Source organism: Nitrosospira sp. Nsp14, assembly GCF_900113575.1.
GTDB lineage: Bacteria > Pseudomonadota > Gammaproteobacteria > Burkholderiales > Nitrosomonadaceae > Nitrosospira.
Map to the genome: position 1 here is coordinate 17,119 of NZ_FOPV01000014.1, position 16,889 is coordinate 34,007.

Consider the following 16,889-nt stretch of genomic DNA (forward strand, 5'->3'; position numbering starts at 1 on the left):
TTATCCGACAGTCTTCACTTTCTAGGGGGAAATCATGGATTCCGCAATCGCAATGAAGAGAATAGAAATCGTAATCGATGAGGAAAAACTCAAAGAACTGATTGGCATATTGAATGATTTAGGCGTACGGGGATACACGTTCATAAAGTCCGCTGGCGGCCTGGGGTCAAGGGGTACAAGGCGTCCTGACGACATCTTCTTCGAGCAAAACAATGCCATGCTGATTCTTGCTTGCCAGGAGTCTCAGGCACAGAAGGTGGCCACCGCACTTCGGCCCAAGCTGAAGGAGTTCGGCGGAATGTGTCTGGTTTCGGACTGCTACTGGATCGAGGGACCGCCAGTTTCGTATTAAACATCGATTCTATTTCCATGGGGACATTCCTTGGGTTGTGGCTGGTTCATTATAAACGCCCTGGAGCATACAGAATTTCACGGGTTCCAGCTTGTTTGCAGTCATGAGGGTTGATCACCGGTCACTTATCCAAGGAGTGGGCAATGTTACAACCCCATTTGTTTCACGATTCATTTTCGGCAGTGAGTTGCTGTTGATTTGTCATCGACACCGGCCGTACCTGCGGGCGCGAGCTAAGCGTGGTTTTCATCCAACCTCGCTTAGGGTCAGGCACCTGTCTCAGGCAAGCTGAAGCAAAAATTCTTTCGACGTAGAGAGAATGAAGCCTTGCCGAAGGTACGCTCGGACATTTAACGACATTTTTATGAATCGGTGCTCCTGAGTCCGGTATCAGGTGCTCTGAATAGATTTGACGGACGGGTATGACGACAATTGAGGTCAGCAGTCCGTTAACTTGGTCGGGCGTCCCATTCAGTCAAGTCGTTGACCTGAGTATGGGAGAAGGGGGCTCACTAAAAGACGGAAGAGATAGAGCCAGACGGGGGAGTTTAACGTTCAGTACGTATGTCTCATTAACCTAATTGAGAGCGCCATGGCAAGACCTGCGACGGGACGGGAGTTTGTGGAAACCGCAAAGGCAAGAATCGCATCGGCCAAAACCGTAGATGCATTGCGTGCCGCCCAGGCATTACTGCTTCCGCTGGAGTTTGGGCTCTCGCTCGAGCAAACAGCGATCGTGATTGGATTATCCAAGAGCCGGACGGGAAAACTGAGGACTCGATTTCAGCGAATTGAATGCGGCGTTGAGCAGGTTAAAACCAAGAAAGGATTACGTAACCATGCACGGATGAGCCTGGATGAAGAGGTAAAATTTCTTGCTCCCTTCATTGCGCAGGGTCACGATACAGGTGTGTTGCCGGTTCCTCAACTAAAAGCCGAGCTTGAGCGACGTATTGGAAGAAAAGTTTCAACGTCAACCGTTTATCAGTTACTGCGCCGCCATGGGTGGTCGAAGTTCGCACAGCAGCATCGCGCGGAGCAAAAGGGGGTAAAATCGAGCAGTCCCGCGAGGCAAAAAAAGGATGACAACTGATGGAGAGCGTCTTCGACGCTAATCGTTTATGAATACTCGCGCGGGGCAGGCGGTAAGGGAAAGGGTGGAAAGGGTGCTTTCGGAAAGTATTTCTGCTTTTCGACGCTGCTCGAACGAGCTGCGTTTTGTTTTTGTGTTATTCCCATCCAAGGATTTGCCGCCTCCTGGGTGAAACCATAGTTGCTATTTCCGCGGAGCGCCCTTGTTCGATGTAAGCCATCGCAGCGGGACGACGGCTTACATCAGATAGTACTCAATCTGCTTTGACTTCTTCCCAAGTGCCATCGAGCTTGATGTAAAACAGCTTAGGCTCAAACCCAAGTGAACGGGCTGTTTCTGCAGCCTTGAGCAGATCCTCCTTCTTGGCGCCGGCCCCGCAATCCTCATGCACGGAAAGCACCGCCGTGCTGCTATCATGCAGTTTTTTTGAAAGCCCCAAGTGTGTTTTAAGCTGGTCGGCATTTGCCGCGCCACCTGCGCACGTCACGCGGTCAAATGATCCTTGAGGAATATTCAGGTGCTCAAGCAAGTTGTCCACCGTTTTTTGTATCCGAAAGTCCATACATCCGACAACAGCGTGGCTACAGGTATGCATAAATTTGTCCTTTCTGGGTTATATGTCGTGTAAAGCCAATGTGATGATTCCATGATGATTGTGCCTCCCGCCGCCCCTACGCGTCAAGTAGAGTTTCAGACCGGCGGCGCCAGTGCGCAACAAGTACGAGTCGCGAATATCGCGCTTGAGTTGCTGTCACCGGATTATCGTGGTTGAAATGGCGCCGGGCGGGTAGAGACGACGTGGTCGATAAAAGCTTGTATTCGGGATCCACCGGTATTGCATCTTCAATTCGTGCTTGCCGTACTGTGATTTGGGTAAGAAGGGGCTCGTTTTGTTTCTCCCGTTCTAATCGGATCCCCGTCCGCCGCGGTACGCACCTCGCACTGCTACCCTTTATCTCCGATCTCCTCAACTCCGACAACAAGCGGTGGTGATGCAGCGGTTACTGCTGCGCCTTGCCTCTTCCATCTAACACAAAAACTTCACAAACGTCATTGTTATTTGAAAGAGGGTTTTTAAGCTAATCTCGAATAAACCTGCAATGTACAACATTATCCCTTGTATTTACGTGTAAATTATTAAAGTGACTCGTGGCAGGATATTTCCGTTACAAAAATGTGTGAAGAACTAATGATTAGACTTCACAATTTCTTCACATTTCCTAAACATCGACTTCACATTCCCAGTGGTATGTTAGCGCCGTCTTTAAAGCTTGAAGAAGTTAGGGATATTTTCGTGTCACAAACCCATGACCAGATGGTGTCCTGAGCTGCGGCTGGGGTGCTGTCGACGGGGCCGTGGATAAGCTTTTAAAGGGACGTGAAGTGACTCTATATAGCGATTTTTCATCATCCAGCATGAGGAACCACAGCGGGAGTTCCACATTTTGTGCATGGGGAAAATTTTTTATATCAAATTTTTAACAAGGAAGGACAAGCGACATGAGTTCATTAACTTCAGATAAGCCTATTTCACCCCCCGATGACCATGCACCGAGCAGTACACCGGAGCCGGTAGTTGCTCCTGGATCGGCGGGTTTTCAAGCCAAATACGTAGCCCGGGACATCCAGGCCGGAATTATATGCGGAGCGATGGCGATACCGCTCAGCACAGGTATTGCGATGATGTCGGAATACCCGATCAAGGTGGCGCTGGCCACGGTGGTGTTCGCGTGTTTTATCGGGTGGATCAACTCGTTCTTCAAGCCGGGTAACTACATTGGGGTGCCGGGCGTTGCCGCAGGTCTTGCGCCCGCTCTGGCCTTGGGCGTTCAGTCGTTCGGCGTTGAAAATATGGCGTTCTGTATTTTCCTTACCGCGGCCATACAGGCCGTGGTTTGGAAGTACAACTGGCAACGGTACATAATCCTTGCGGTGCCGGTATACCTGGTGGAAGGGCTGCTCGCCGGGATAGGGTTGAAAATCGCGCTTAAGTTCGTGACCTTTACTTATGAGCTCCCCGCTGGCGCGGAAGATGCTGACGCGTTCTGGAACGGCGCCCGGATACAGATAGTCCTTCTATCCTTGGTTGGGTTCGCCGGTTTTGTATATCTGTTCTCCAAGTTCAAGGATACAAAGCCAGCTGTGCCTTACTTCCTTTTAATAGCGGCAAGCGTAGTAGTTGCTCAGTTCGTGGCGGTTCCCATGCTGCATGTGGATGATGTGGATCTCCAGCTGGCCCTCCCAATACCCCATGTCGAAAACGCGATGATGTGGGTCTATATGATCGGGTTCTGCTTCATGCTTGCAACGATAGATGTGATTGAACAGGTAATGAGCAACGCTGCGATCGAAAAAATCGATCCCCTGGGTCGCAAGTGCAATACCAACAATAGCTTGTTCGCTATCTGGATCGCCAATATGGGTTCCAGTTTCTTTGGCGGCATGACAAACCTCGACGGCTTGGCCAAGAGCACCACCAACAAGCTGGCAGGGGCATATACAAAGTTTTCAAACCTCGTCGTAGGCTCGGTTATTGCCTTCTTCGTCTTGAATACTCATTACCTCGAGTTTCTGCCGAAGTTTTCGTTGGCGGCTATTATGATTTTCTCCGGCTGGAAGATGATCATGGGATTGTGGCATGTCGCGCACTACGGCCAATATGCATTGATACTCGCGACCGTTACCGGTTTACTGGTGTTTAAAATAGGTATCTTCGAGGGAATGATCGTTGCTCTCGCGGTGCATGGCCTCATTAATTACATTGTCTTCAAGCAGGCCGGCAAGATCCCTGGGAAGGTTATTGTCAAAAAGTATTTTGAGAAATTTTCCACGGGTGGGGGCGCTGATTAAAGTTTGGCGATAGACTCAAACCGGCGGGCGCCTTTACGCGCGCCCGCCATTTTTCATTGAATCACCACTCTAATACGGGAGTTCGCAATGTATAAGAAGGTCATGGCGGCTATCGCCGACGATGAGATTTCCTGGAATGCTCTGCAAGAAGCTATCCATATCGCCAGCGCAGATGGGGCCAAACTTTGCATCGTCCATGCGGTGGCAACAGCTAACGACGACGAGGAAAACCGCCGCAACAGGCAAGCCGGAACGGATTTGCTGGAGCGGGCCGGGGCCAGGGCTGCCGGAAAACTGGACGTCGAAAGCCGGTTGCTGGAAGCGGAGGGGGAATATGGTCTAAAGGGTATTTCAGAAGCAATCGCGCATGCTGCGGAAGAGTGGGGCGCTGACTTGCTGGTTGTTGGAACTAAAGGTCGCCGAGGCCTGGAGCGTTTGGTGATCGGATCTGTGGCCGAGCAGCTCGTCAGTACCGTAGCCGCCTCGGTTTTGCTTTCGCGTTTACGCTGACCTAACCGTTTAGTCGCAAAAATTTTTTGCCCCAAATGTGAAGAATATGTGTACAAAGCATGAAAAACTTGTGAAATTGTGAAAAATGTGTATAATCTATGTTAAGGAATTGTGAAGTACCTCTCACCCTACTCACAGGGTGGTTTTTTTTAAACGAACGTTTGGAGATCTACCGTGAAAACTATTTTCGCATTGGTCTTGCCGCTTAGTCTCGCTTTACTCTGGGCTGTGCCCATTTTTACGTCGGGCGAATTCAGTCTAGGTTGGGGTTGGTTCGTTGTCGATTTCCTGGTCGTCGCGGCAACATACCTTATGCTTGCTTACCCTGGCTTGTTTAAAGCAATAGCTCGTCGGCACAAATCCTTTTCTAGCCGCGCTTTGGCGTAATAGAGATTCGGGCGGAACGAATGATTCTGCTCCGCCCGTTTTCGAATTAGCTTGAATTGGTTTTTTGTGGTGTTAAGTAGCTCCCGAATAAAGAGTTTTGTTCAGGGTTCTCCGCTGTTCTGTTCGTGTATTGTGAAATCCAAATGAGAAATATCGTCATTCAAGTACTTCTGTCTATTAGCGTGCTACTTGCCAGTTCTTCTGTTTTTGCGCAGCAAGGGACCAGCAAGGCGCCGCGAGACGCAGATATCTCCTGCATTCAAAACATAATCGACGAACGCGACACGTCGCTGGCGAATATGACCACTGGCTGGTCGTCGTCCGTTAAAGGAGCACTTGAAGCACGGCGGGACGCGGAAAAGGCCAGTTGGAATATTTCTGACTACAAGGAACGGCGTGTCGCGCAAAGAAAGGCATGGAGCGACTATGACAAGATTCTTCGCACTGCGAACAAGGCAAAAACCAAAGAACGCGTTCAGGCATGGAAAAAGTTTGATAACGACCGGCAACAATGTGAGGTTTATTCCCCTGAGATGGTCGCAGGTAGCACACACGATAAAAATCTCTAAATAGGGAATGATTTTTCAACAATCGGTCGGGTATGGGGCAAGAGTAACTGCCCAAGCTTCACGGTTTAACTGAACCAAATAATTAAAAGTAGGGAAGAAATGTTAGGAAAGGTTACCTGAACGACGTTTCAGCGGATTGTGCGTTGAGTGGTTGATCGGGGCCAGGGGTGAAGGCGTAACCTTATTCTAATTTGGAAGCTGACTTAACTTACGTCCGGGCGTTACCAACATATATTTATCAACCTCTTTCTACCACTTACCTATCATGCTAAAAACATCTAATTCATCCAGCACCTTCCTGTATTTCGCGTACGGGGCAAATATGTTATCCAGGAGACTTACCGCTCCGAACAGAGCTCCCTCCGCTGTTGCCATAGACATTGGCTTCGTCGAGGGTCGGCGGTTTTCATTTGGCAAAGTGAGCCGCGATAAATCTGGCAAGTCCCATCTTGAAGCGACGGGCAATCCGTTGGATCGCGCTTATGGTGTTCTCTTTAAAGTAAATGTAAAAGATAAGCCAACTCTCGATATTGCCGAAGGACTCGGTATCGGGTATAGCGAGACGAATATCCAAGTTGTAACTGCAACTGGTGTCTACACGGCGCAAACCTATGTTGCCAGCTTTAGGGAAGATCCGCTTTTGCCGTATCAATGGTATAAAGCATCCGTCGTAGCAGGCGCCGTTGAGCATGATCTACCCTTTGAGTATATCGAATGGCTACGCACCTTCGAGTCTCAACCCGACGCGAATGCGAGGCGCGGCACCGAAAGGGAAGCGTTGATCTTCGGTGATCTGCCATTGCATCGGTTCGAGTTCGAAAGGGGCAGGCGCCCGGCGGCAGTTAACGAGGCCTAGGAAAAAAGTCAGGCTTTCCAGACTTAAATAACAGCGGGTGGAAATGAGGCAAATTCCGCCCGCTGTTATTCATCTCAATTAAGATCCAGGCCTATTAGAGCCTGCGACGGGCTCACGGAAGCCAGGACTGGCTACTGGGAACCGCCAATTTCTGATAAAAAGCAAAGCGGCGCGCATTAATCTTACCTTCTCGCATTGCCTGCGAGAGAGCGCAGCCAGGTTCGCACCCGTGGCGGCAATTGTTAAATTTGCATAGCCCAAGGTAAGGGCGAAACTCAATAAATCCCCACGCCAGTTCCTCGCAATTCAAGTGATGTAGACCAAACGCTTGCACGCCAGGGGAATCAATTAGCCCAGTATCCTCCTCGAGATAATAGAGCCGCGCATGAGTCGTGGTATGCCGTCCGGAGTCCAGCGCGAGGGAAATATCGGCCGTAGCACGCTCTGCAGCGGGAACGAGCGCATTAAGCAGAGTAGACTTACCCATGCCCGATTGACCAATGAGAATACTGAGATGGCCGTGCAGGTACGATAACAGCGGCGAGCTGTCGGTTTTTGCGCTGAGCTGCAATACGTTATAGCCTAGCTCCCGGTAAAGAGCCAGGGTGGCTAACGCCAGACGGGACGGCACCACCAAGTCGGACTTATTGCACACGAGCAGCACCTTGAGCTGCTGTTGTTCAGCCGCAGCAATGCAGCGATTAATCAATTCTTCGCTGAAAGTCGGTATCGCCGCGATGACGATAACCAGCTGGCTGACGTTGGCGGCGATGAGTTTTTGTCGAGCCGCGTCGCTGCGATACAGCAGCGAGGTGCGAGGCAGGATATCCTCGATTACCCCTTGGCCGTCCCCAGCCACGCTGATGTTTACCCTGTCACCGCATGCTGCCCCGCCTTTTTTGCCACGCATGACGCAAGATAAGTCGGTTCCATTAACCGTTTTAACGAGAAAATTTCTTCCAAACGCGGCAATTATCTGCCCCGAAATAAGCGGTACGGAGGAGGTAGGATGAAACCGGCTCAAATCTTAAATAGCGTATCTACTTTAGCGGCGCAGATAAAATCATTCTCCGATAACCCGCCGATCGCGTGCGTGGTGTACTCCACGGTGCAATGATTGTAGCCCACGGTCAAATCGGGATGATGATCTTCTCGATGCGAGATCCAGGCGACCGCATTGACAAAGGCGGTAGTCTGATAATAATTCTTGAATTGAAAGTCTTTCCGGATCATTTTCTCCAGGAACTCCCATCCTTCGAGCTGTTCCATCAGTATGGCCACTTCACTGGATGAGAGTGGTGGCATGACACCCTCGCAGGGTCTGCATTTCTTATGGGCAAGCTCACCGATATCGCTCATTTTCATTCCTCATGGTTATTAGAATAAGGTTCTGGGCGCGTATTCAAGCGTTATTTCGCGCAAGGCTCTGAAGGCGCGCTACTCTCTGCGCTGCTGGCGGATGTGAGTCGTAAAATGCCGAATGTAACGGATCTGGGGTAAGTGTCGATGCATTGTCCTGGTAGAGCTTTACCAGCGCCCGAGTGAGATCAGTAGCGGAAGCATTGCGCGCGGCGTACTCATCGGCTTCGAATTCATGTTTGCGGGAATATAGGCTCGACACCGGCTGGAACAGGAACGTGAACGCGGGCATGACGATAAAAAACAATAACAGGGCGATTGCCGGCGACGGGACCGATGAGACGGAAACCCCCAGGCCTTCGTAAAACCAGTTTTTCTGCATCAGGTAGCCGAGTCCCCATAAAAATAACAGGCTCATGGAAAAACTCAACGCGATGCGCTTGATAACGTGGTGGCGCTTGAAGTGCCCCAGCTCATGCGCAAGCACTGCTTCGATTTCCGAAATGTCCAGACGCGAAAGCAGCGTATCAAAAAAAACGATCCGTTTGGTTTTGCCGAAACCGGTGAAATAAGCGTTCCCGTGGTTGCTACGGCGCGAGCCATCCATCACAAAAAGACCACTGGATTTGAAACCACATTTTCGCATCAGCTGTTCAATGCGCGTTTTGAGCGACGGGTCAGCAAGGGGCGTAAATTTGTTGAAAATCGGCGCGATCCAGGTCGGGAATATTGCAAGTAATATGATATTGAACGCCATCCATGCAAGCCACGCATAAAACCACCAGTTCGCCCCCATTCCCTCCATCAGCCACAGCATGCCCAGGAGCAGCGGCATGCCAAGCAGGACCGCCAATATGCCCTGTTTAGCCAAGTCAAGAAAAAACATTTGGGGAGTCATTTTGTTGAACCCGAACTGCTCTTCAATAACGAATGTCCGGTAGTAACTTACAGGAATTCCAACAGCACTCATCAGCAAAACCGTACTGATAATGAGGGCCGCACCATGGGTGATAGGATCGCTAAACCAACTCGACCACAAACCGGCCAGCAAATTTAATCCCCCCCCTAAAGTAAGTATCATCAAAACGATGACTTCCAGGAACATACTGACATACCCCAGTCGCGTCCTGGCGCATGTGTAATCAGCGGCCTTCTGGTGGGCTTCCAGCGTAATCTGGGAAGAAAACTCCGTCGGCACGCGATCCCGATGGGCCTGAATATGGCGGATATGGCGCGTTGCCAGCCATATTCGGGTACCCAGGGTAAGGATCAGGGCGGCAAGAAAGATAGCGGTAAAAGGTTGCATGGTCAAAATGTGGGTTCGACGCTTTCTAGTCAAAAAGTGACGGCTCAGTAGCGTTATGACACAATTACATATTGAAAATTCCGCAAGGGATGGCCCATTATGGCACAAGATATCAACAACCTCATCTGGATAGATATGGAAATGAGCGGGCTTAGCCCGCAGACTGATCGTATTCTGGAAATTGCTTTGGTGATCACGAATTCCGAGCTGGATACCATCGCCGAGGCGCCGGTGCTGGTGATATTCCAGCCGGAGGCAGTGCTGGATGCCATGGACAGCTGGAATAAATCAACCCATTCAAAATCGGGCCTGATTGACAAGGTGAGATCCTCCGTCCTGGCGGAGGAGGCGGTGGAAGAACGCATGATCGCGTTCCTGCAAGATCACGTTCCCCCGGGGATTTCTCCCATGTGCGGCAATTCGATCTGCCAGGACCGCCGTTTTCTCGCGCGGTGGATGCCCCAACTGGAAGAATATTTCCATTATCGAAATCTGGACGTAAGTACGCTGAAGGAACTGGCGAAACGCTGGAAGCCCGATATTCTGGCCGGCCTCGTCAAACAGGGCAAGCATGAGGCGCTTGCGGACATATATGACTCCATTGCCGAAATGAAATATTATCGGCAAAAGTTTCTCAACGCATAGGCCGTTGAATAGCTCAACGTAGCACGAAATACACCCCGGTTGAGTTTGCTTCACTCCTACACGCTTTCAAGGAAAACTAACCCATGCCACACGCAACCCCATTCACCCTCGCGGTCAACCCCAAGATACCGCAGAGATTGGCTCGCCTTGAGGAACTCGCCAACGACCTCTGGTACAGCTGGGATCGCTCAACGCGTTCGCTGTTCTCGCGTCTGCACCCAGGACTTTGGGGCGCTGTCGGTCACAACCCCAAGGCTTTCCTTAAACGGGTGGATGAATCGTTGCTGTTGAAAGCCGCGGAGGATCAGGTGTTCCTCGCTAATTACAACAGCATCCTCTCTGCCTACGATTCCTATCATGGGGAACCCGTACGGACCGAGACGCCTGGGGGGTTAAACCCGTACGACGAGGTGGCGTATTTTTGTTTTGAGTTCGGGTTCCATGAAAGCTTCCCAATTTACTCGGGGGGGCTTGGCATCCTGGCAGGTGATCATTGCAAGGCCGCCAGCGATCTACGTTTGCCGCTGATCGGTGTTGGCCTGCTCTACCGTCAGGGATATTTCTTTCAGACTATCGATAATCATGGAAATCAGCAGGTCACGTATACCAGTTCGGATTTCGAAGACCTGCCCGTCGTACCCGTACTGAACGCCAATGGTTCGGAAGTCCGGATCGTGGTGGACCTGCCGCAACGTAAAGTGATGGTGAAAGTCTGGCGGGCCAAAATAGGCCACGTCACGCTTTATCTGCTGGATACCGATTTGCAGGAAAATTCAGCAGATGACCGCGATATTACTCATCAGCTATACGGTGGAGACGGGACAAATCGGATTGAGCAGGAAATCATTCTGGGCATTGGCGGCGTCCGGGCATTGCGTGAGCTTGGAATCAAGCCGACGATATGGCATATCAATGAGGGCCATGCGGCATTCATGATGCTGGAACGGATGCGTGGTCTGGTACAGCAAGGATTGGATTTCCCGAGTGCGCTGGAGGCAGTGGCGGCAAACACAGTATTCACTACGCATACGGCGGTTCCCGCAGGGCACGATCACTTCAGCGCGGACATGATGTCCACATATTTTTCCAGTTTCCATCATGAACTTGGAGCAACCCGGGAAGAGTTCATGGGGCTCGGCTGGGATCCCGATACCCACGATTTCAACATGACCGACCTGGCTGTCCGCGTTTCACGCTTTCATAATGGGGTGAGTAAAATCCACGGCAGCGTGTCCGCACACATATGCAGGGATCTATGGCCGCATATAGAGCCGGAAGAGAATCCGATGGCCTACATTACCAACGGCGTGCATGTTCCCACCTTTCTCGCGCAAGAATGGGCCGATTTATTCGACCGCTATCTTGGTTACGAATGGCGCAACAATATGAGCGACCCGGAGTTCTGGCTCCGCATCGACGCTATCCCGGACCATTTATTCTGGAGCGTGCGTCAGTCGCTGAAGTCGCAGATGCTTTATGGCATACGCGCGCGGCTCGCCAAACAGAATCTGCGCAACCGGGGCTCCGAAGCGCATCTCGACCGTTTGCTCAAATTTACCGATCCGCTTAACCCCAATATGCTGACGCTCGGGTTTGCCCGTCGCTTCGCTACCTACAAGCGCGCAACGCTGCTTTTCGAGGATCTCGACTGGCTGCGCAGGATCGTGCTCGATCAGGAACGTCCGGTGATGATCATCTTTTCGGGCAAAGCCCACCCCGCCGATGTACCGGGTCAGGATCTTATTCGGCGCATCAGCGAGGTGGAGCGCATGCCCGAGTTCGAAGGGCAGATTCTTCTGGTGGAGGATTATGACCTGCGGCTTGCCCGGCGACTGGTGGCCGGAGTGGACGTCTGGCTTAACAGCCCTGTTTATCCCTTGGAGGCGAGCGGTACCTCAGGCATGAAAGCCGGGATCAATGGGACCCTGAACCTGAGCGTACTCGACGGCTGGTGGGGAGAGGGCTATAACGGCAAAAATGGCTGGGCTATCAAGCCCGGACTGGAGAACATGGCTTCCGCACAACGCGATAAGGAAGAAAGCAAAGAATTCTACGAAACGCTGCAGGATCATGTGGTGCCCCTTTATTATGCCCGGGATAAGCTGGGTTATTCACCTGGTTGGGTGAAAATGGCCAAGAATTCCATGATGTCACTGCTGCCGCGCTACAATGCCGCTCGCATGGTGGGCGAGTATGCAGCCAAATTTTATGTGTCGGCCAGCAGACAGGGAACCCGTTATGCTGATAACGACTTTAACGGCGCTAAACGGGTGGCTGCCTGGAAGGCATACGTGAGGAAAGTCTGGGGGGGTGTCGCAATTCGCCGCCTGGATACGCCACTCAAACGCATCAGTTTTGGCGAGGGCTTAAAGTTGCAGGTCGCGGCCAAGCTGAACGGACTGCAGCCCGAGGACGTGGTGGTGGAACTCTTGATTTGCCGAAAGATAAAATCCGCCACGCTATGCGAGTTCAAGCATTTTCGCTTCGGGTTCACGGGCGTCACGCAATCCGATGAGCATCTGTTTGCGCTGGATCTCACTCCCGATTTATGCGGCAAGCTTGACTATTATATTCGCCTGTATCCGTATCAGCCGTTGCTGACGCATCCGTTTGAAATGGGGATGATGATATGGTTGTAAATTTCATCTGATTTCTTATCGGTCGCAGCATGATCGCTGCGCGTGGCATGATTCCGGAGGGATCAGGTCAGGAGCGAAAGATAGACGTTTCGATAGCCCGCAGCGCTGGCGCGCCAGCTGAAATCCTTCATCATGCCATTGTGCATCAGGCTGCGCCAGACCGGTTTATCTTGATACGCAGCCCTGACGCGGAGGATGGCATCGAGAAAACTGCTGGCAGTCATATCCGTGAACAAGAAACCACTCGCGCTGCCGTCTGCCAGCGTGGCGGGAGTGCAGTCCACTACCGTGTCCAACAGACCGCCGGTGGCGTGAACCACGGGAGGGGTGCCATAGCGCTGGCTATACATTTGATTAAGCCCGCAGGGTTCGAACCTGGAAGGCATTAAAAAGCTATCGGCGCCGGCTTCGATCAAGTGCGCGAGTTTTTCGTCAAAGCCAACACGAACCGAGACTTTACCTGGATGCTGCCGGGCTATACTGGTCAACTCCTGCTCCAGCGCAGGATCCCCGCTGCCCAGCACGATCAGCTGAGCGGGTAGATCAGTTAACCGAGTCGCGATTTGAAGCAACAGGTCGTAACCCTTCTGATAAGTAAATCGGCTGACAGCGCCAAATAACGGAATGTGAGGTGCCACGGCCAAACCCATACGCCGCTGCAGTGCCATTTTATTGGCAGCCTTTACCGATAGGCTGGCAGCAGCATAGTTGCGTACAAGCGCCCGATCGCTGGAGGGGTTCCATTCTGCAGTGTCGATGCCGTTGACAATGCCGCTGATATGCGCGCATCGTGCAGCCAGCAAGCCTTCCATGCCAAATCCAAGCGGCGCAGTCTGGATTTCCCTGGCGTAGGTCGGGCTTACGGTGGTGATATGGTCGGAATAATATAGTCCCGCCTTTAGAAAGGACAGGCCGCCAAAATATTCAACACCATTTATTCCAAAGCTTCGAAGCGGCAGGCCCAATTGAGCGACGGTATCCGGCGGGTAGAAGCCCTGGAAAGCGAGATTATGGATTGTCATCAGGGAAACCGCTTTCTCGCCCGGATGGAAGTGCAAGTATGCCGGTACGAGGCCGCTTTGCCAGTCATTGCAATGGGCAATTTCCGGGCGCCATGAAAGGGGGCTGGCATCACTCGCGAGGATCGCGCCGATTTTTGAGAGCAAGCCAAAACGTACGGCGTTATCGGGCCAGTCGCGTCCACGAGCATCGACATAAGGACTGCCGTCACGCTGGTAAAGCGCAGGGCAATCGACGATGAAGATTGGAACCGACGCAGGTGAGTTTGAAGATAGCAGCCTCGCCGCCGGGAACGGAGGCTGAGCAGCGAATTGCGCGATTGTTTGCTCGTCTCGGAGTCCGGCTAATACAGAAGGATATCCGGGAATAAGCACGCGAACATCCACATTCAATTCGCGTAACGCCCGGGGCAATGCTGCGCTGACGTCGCCAAGGCCGCCAGTTTTAATCAGAGGATGAAGTTCAGGTGTGATGAATAACACACGAGGGGTGGAATGCGGTGAAGCGGGCGCCATGAATAAACCGAATGTTGTTGTTTGTATCGTTCGCTCGGCTACTGCCAGCCTAGAGAGAATCAGCTTGAAAATTGATGGGCCCGGCTTCGCCACCGACCCTGACACATGCGGTAATCAGCATGATGTCAGGCGGACTGTGGAGAAAGAATAATTCCTGCAAGAGGCGGCAGCGTAATGACCACCGAATGGCTCCGCCCCATCCACGGGTGGTCGGTAGCATTTATATACCCCATGTTTCCAAGGTTGCTGCCGCCGTAGTGGTGGGAATCGCTATTGAATATCTCATGATAATTTCCGCCCTCAGGTACGCCGAGGCGGTAATGAGTACGGGGCACTGGCGTAAAATTCAGAACGACGAGCACAAACGAGCCATCGCATGCATAACGTAAATAGCTGATGACCGAGTTGTCCGCATCGTGGCAGTCCACCCAGGAGAAGCCGGTGGCCGCGAAATCGAGCTGATGTAATGCGGGCAGCATGCGGTAGAGACGGTTGAGATCGCGCGATGCGGTGTGTATGCCTCTGTGCTGTTCGTGTCCTAGTTGCTCCCAATTCAGTTCCCGTCCCGAGTTCCATTCGCGTCCCTGCGCAAACTCGTTGCCCATGAAATTGAGCTTCTTCCCGGGATACGTTATTTGATAAGTAACCAGGAGGCGCAGATTGGCGAACTGCTGCCACTCATCTCCCGGCATTTTCCCTAACAGGGACGCTTTGCCATGAACCACCTCATCGTGCGATAACGGCAACACAAAATTCTCTGTATACGCATACAATTGACCAAAGGTAAGCTGGTCTTGATGGAAGCGGCGGAATACAGGATCAATACTCATATAAGAAAGTGTATCGTTCATCCACCCCATGTTCCATTTCATGGAAAAGCCCAAGCCCCCGACATAAGTCGGGTGCGATACGGCTGGCCATGCCGTGGACTCTTCAGCCAGTGTCAGCGCGCCGGGAAACTCCTCGTGTACCATGATATTCAATTCGCGCAAAAAATCGATGGCTTCAAGATTTTCCCTGCCGCCAAATTTGTTCGGTAACCATTCGCCAGGATCGCGGGAGTAGTCGAGATAGAGCATGGAGGCGACGGCATCCACCCGCAATCCGTCCAGGTGAAATTCGGCAAGCCAGTAGTGGGCGCTCGACAGGAGAAACGATTTCACCTCGTTACGTCCATAGTTGAAAATGCACGTGCCCCAATCCCGATGGAGACCCAAACGGGGATCTTCATGTTCATACAGGGCACTGCCGTCGAATCGGGCCAGGGCGAACGCATCCTGTGGGAAGTGCGCCGGCACCCAGTCGAGAATGACGCCGATTCCTTCTCGATGACAGGCGTTAACGAAAAATTTCAAGTCATCCGGTGAACCATAACGACTGGTAGGGGCAAAATATCCGGTGGTTTGATAGCCCCACGATTCGTCCAGCGGGTGTTCTGAAACAGGGAGCAGTTCGACGTGGGTGTATCCCATTTCCTGTACATACGGGATCAGATGAAGGGCGAGTTCCCGATAGGAATAAAAACGGCCGTCACGATGCCGTTTCCACGAACCAGGGTGGATTTCGTAGATGTTGAGCGGGGCGTGCAACCAATCCCATATCGCCCTGCGCGCGATCCATTCGGAGTCCTGCCAGATCGCTTCGCTGCCGTGCGGGGTGAGGGCAGCGGTGTGCGGCCGTAATTCATATTGCATTGCATAAGGATCCGTCTTAAGCAGGATTTCGCCGCTGTCGCGGTTGCGGATTTCATATTTGTATAGCGAATTCGACGCTAGTCCCGGAATGAATAATTTCCAGACGCCGCTGAGGCCCTCCACTGCCATCTGATGTACTCGCCCATCCCATCGGTTAAATTCGCCGACCACGCTAACTCGCCCGGCATTAGGAGCCCATACGGAAAAAAGAACACCTGCAACTCCATTGATCTCCACGCTGTGAGAACCTAAAGTGCGATAAGCCTGTCTCAGCTTCCCTTCATTAAACAGATGAAGATCATACTCGGGAATTTGCGGCGCAAAGCCATACGCGTCATACGTTTCATGGATCAGAGGGGCGGGAAGTGCTGCACTGCTGTCCTCGACACGCAAAAGATAGGGCATGGGCGGCATGGAGCTGCCCCGCCATTCAAAAACCCCGGCGGGATGGATCCGCGTCATGGCGGTGAAAGTGCCGCCTGTATCTATCCACACCCGGCTGACGTAAGGATAGAAAACCCGTACCAGACTATAATCATATTCTGTGCGGGCCCCGAGATAGTTGAACGGATCGTGGAGCCTTGCTGTCAATAGTGCTTCAACAAGCAGGCTAGACCGTGAGGAAGTGTCGAGATTCAGGTTGGATGGCATGAAGGGGATTATAGCTTGCCCGGGGATACTCTGGGCAGCGTACATGAGTTGGTCAATGATTGCTGCGTAAAGGCTCAACAACTGCAATAATATATCCCGCGCAGCCTCTCAAGCTACCGACAAATCGGCCTTGCGTGCTACCTGTATAATCAGAGTGGCGTGGTACCCTTCTGAAGAGTGGGTGCAAGAGGGCTGCCAAGAGGGCTGCCAAGAGGGCTGCCAAGAGGGCTGCCAAGGGAGCTGCCTTAAGGCTCTCGTTCCTATGAGATTGGAAAACCCGGGGCTCAAGTTAGCTCGTGGCGCACGTTACCAGGCTCGTGAACGCATTCGCGTATGCGCGTGCATATTAAAAATATACTCGCTTCAGGCTCTATCTAGAGCAGCTGGAATTACAGAAAGGGTGGAATAAATGCGTGTTCCGAAATTTATAAAGAAGGATTTCC

Annotated in this window: 15 protein-coding genes; 9 read left to right on the forward strand and 6 right to left on the reverse strand. The window is 52.0% G+C overall.

The window, feature by feature from the left end:
* Window positions 1–34 precede the first annotated feature (34 nt).
* Both BM022_RS10085 and BM022_RS10090 read left to right on the forward strand, forming a co-directional pair.
* Window positions 35–352 (forward strand): P-II family nitrogen regulator, encoded by a 318-nt coding sequence (locus tag BM022_RS10085; protein WP_091139003.1) that lies wholly within the window; start codon window positions 35–37, stop codon window positions 350–352.
* Between the two features lie 592 nt (window positions 353–944).
* Window positions 945–1,445, forward strand: coding sequence for a winged helix-turn-helix domain-containing protein (locus BM022_RS10090; protein WP_091139005.1), 501 nt, complete (start codon window positions 945–947; stop codon window positions 1,443–1,445).
* Window positions 1,446–1,698: 253 nt separating this feature from the next.
* Here BM022_RS10090 and BM022_RS10095 read toward each other — a convergent pair whose 3' ends face one another.
* Window positions 1,699–2,040: a carbonic anhydrase gene (locus tag BM022_RS10095; RefSeq protein ID WP_143079570.1), complete on the reverse strand. Its 342-nt coding sequence runs from the start codon at window positions 2,038–2,040 to the stop codon at window positions 1,699–1,701.
* A gap of 51 nt (window positions 2,041–2,091) precedes the next feature.
* On the opposite strand from BM022_RS10095, the gene BM022_RS16090 reads away from it, so the two are divergent.
* From BM022_RS16090 to BM022_RS10115, 5 genes are all read left to right on the forward strand, one after another.
* Window positions 2,092–2,217, forward strand: a complete 126-nt coding sequence (locus BM022_RS16090; RefSeq protein ID WP_256209120.1) for a hypothetical protein — start codon at window positions 2,092–2,094, stop codon at window positions 2,215–2,217.
* A 728-nt stretch (window positions 2,218–2,945) separates the two neighbouring features.
* Window positions 2,946–4,295: a SulP family inorganic anion transporter gene (locus BM022_RS10100; protein ID WP_091139009.1), complete on the forward strand. Its 1,350-nt coding sequence runs from the start codon at window positions 2,946–2,948 to the stop codon at window positions 4,293–4,295.
* 87 nt (window positions 4,296–4,382) lie between these two features.
* Window positions 4,383–4,805: a universal stress protein gene (locus BM022_RS10105; protein WP_091139010.1), complete on the forward strand. Its 423-nt coding sequence runs from the start codon at window positions 4,383–4,385 to the stop codon at window positions 4,803–4,805.
* A 530-nt stretch (window positions 4,806–5,335) separates the two neighbouring features.
* A complete protein-coding gene (locus tag BM022_RS10110; RefSeq protein WP_091139012.1) occupies window positions 5,336–5,761 on the forward strand; it encodes a hypothetical protein in 426 nt (141 codons plus the stop codon).
* A gap of 322 nt (window positions 5,762–6,083) precedes the next feature.
* Complete coding sequence (locus tag BM022_RS10115) at window positions 6,084–6,617, forward strand: gamma-glutamylcyclotransferase (protein ID WP_177191692.1); 534 nt, start codon at window positions 6,084–6,086, stop codon at window positions 6,615–6,617.
* A 112-nt stretch (window positions 6,618–6,729) separates the two neighbouring features.
* Here the strand turns inward: BM022_RS10115 and rsgA are convergent, their stop codons facing one another.
* The 3 genes from rsgA to BM022_RS10130 form a co-directional block, all read right to left on the reverse strand.
* Window positions 6,730–7,527 carry a ribosome small subunit-dependent GTPase A gene (rsgA, locus tag BM022_RS10120; RefSeq protein WP_091139015.1) on the reverse strand — a complete coding sequence of 266 codons (798 nt, stop codon included), beginning with the start codon at window positions 7,525–7,527 and terminating at the stop codon, window positions 6,730–6,732.
* A 110-nt stretch (window positions 7,528–7,637) separates the two neighbouring features.
* Complete coding sequence (locus BM022_RS10125) at window positions 7,638–7,976, reverse strand: 4a-hydroxytetrahydrobiopterin dehydratase (protein ID WP_091139017.1); 339 nt, start codon at window positions 7,974–7,976, stop codon at window positions 7,638–7,640.
* 43 nt (window positions 7,977–8,019) lie between these two features.
* Window positions 8,020–9,282, reverse strand: coding sequence for a M48 family metallopeptidase (locus BM022_RS10130; protein ID WP_091139018.1), 1,263 nt, complete (start codon window positions 9,280–9,282; stop codon window positions 8,020–8,022).
* A 99-nt stretch (window positions 9,283–9,381) separates the two neighbouring features.
* Here BM022_RS10130 and orn point away from each other — a divergent pair, with 99 nt between their 5' ends.
* The gene (orn, locus tag BM022_RS10135) at window positions 9,382–9,927 is read left to right on the forward strand and encodes an oligoribonuclease (RefSeq protein WP_091139020.1); all 546 of its coding nucleotides are present in this window, start codon (window positions 9,382–9,384) and stop codon (window positions 9,925–9,927) included.
* An 83-nt stretch (window positions 9,928–10,010) separates the two neighbouring features.
* Entirely contained in the window at window positions 10,011–12,566 is a 2,556-nt protein-coding gene (glgP, locus tag BM022_RS10140; RefSeq protein ID WP_091139021.1) for an alpha-glucan family phosphorylase, read from the forward strand.
* A 62-nt stretch (window positions 12,567–12,628) separates the two neighbouring features.
* On the opposite strand, the gene glgA is transcribed toward glgP, so the two are convergent.
* The gene (gene glgA, locus BM022_RS10145) at window positions 12,629–14,101 is read right to left on the reverse strand and encodes a glycogen synthase GlgA (RefSeq protein ID WP_091139023.1); all 1,473 of its coding nucleotides are present in this window, start codon (window positions 14,099–14,101) and stop codon (window positions 12,629–12,631) included.
* Between the two features lie 125 nt (window positions 14,102–14,226).
* On the reverse strand, window positions 14,227–16,446 hold the full coding sequence (gene glgB / locus BM022_RS10150; RefSeq protein ID WP_091139133.1) for a 1,4-alpha-glucan branching protein GlgB: 2,220 nt from the start codon (window positions 16,444–16,446) through the stop codon (window positions 14,227–14,229).
* Window positions 16,447–16,889 lie beyond the last annotated feature (443 nt).

Bases quoted from the DNA above. Each gene is read 5' to 3' on its own strand.
- glgB (WP_091139133.1), bottom strand. From the start codon at position 16,446: ATGCCATCCAACCTGAATCTCGACACTTCCTCACGGTCTAGCCTGCTT.
- BM022_RS10130 (WP_091139018.1), bottom strand. From the start codon at position 9,282: ATGCAACCTTTTACCGCTATCTTTCTTGCCGCCCTGATCCTTACCCTG.
- orn (WP_091139020.1), top strand. From the start codon at position 9,382: ATGGCACAAGATATCAACAACCTCATCTGGATAGATATGGAAATGAGC.
- BM022_RS10125 (WP_091139017.1), bottom strand. From the start codon at position 7,976: ATGAGCGATATCGGTGAGCTTGCCCATAAGAAATGCAGACCCTGCGAG.
- rsgA (WP_091139015.1), bottom strand. From the start codon at position 7,527: ATGCGTGGCAAAAAAGGCGGGGCAGCATGCGGTGACAGGGTAAACATC.
- glgP (WP_091139021.1), top strand. From the start codon at position 10,011: ATGCCACACGCAACCCCATTCACCCTCGCGGTCAACCCCAAGATACCG.
- BM022_RS10115 (WP_177191692.1), top strand. From the start codon at position 6,084: ATGTTATCCAGGAGACTTACCGCTCCGAACAGAGCTCCCTCCGCTGTT.
- BM022_RS10085 (WP_091139003.1), top strand. From the start codon at position 35: ATGGATTCCGCAATCGCAATGAAGAGAATAGAAATCGTAATCGATGAG.
- BM022_RS10100 (WP_091139009.1), top strand. From the start codon at position 2,946: ATGAGTTCATTAACTTCAGATAAGCCTATTTCACCCCCCGATGACCAT.
- BM022_RS10090 (WP_091139005.1), top strand. From the start codon at position 945: ATGGCAAGACCTGCGACGGGACGGGAGTTTGTGGAAACCGCAAAGGCA.
- BM022_RS10110 (WP_091139012.1), top strand. From the start codon at position 5,336: ATGAGAAATATCGTCATTCAAGTACTTCTGTCTATTAGCGTGCTACTT.
- BM022_RS10095 (WP_143079570.1), bottom strand. From the start codon at position 2,040: ATGCATACCTGTAGCCACGCTGTTGTCGGATGTATGGACTTTCGGATA.
- BM022_RS16090 (WP_256209120.1), top strand. From the start codon at position 2,092: ATGATGATTGTGCCTCCCGCCGCCCCTACGCGTCAAGTAGAGTTTCAG.
- glgA (WP_091139023.1), bottom strand. From the start codon at position 14,101: ATGGCGCCCGCTTCACCGCATTCCACCCCTCGTGTGTTATTCATCACA.
- BM022_RS10105 (WP_091139010.1), top strand. From the start codon at position 4,383: ATGTATAAGAAGGTCATGGCGGCTATCGCCGACGATGAGATTTCCTGG.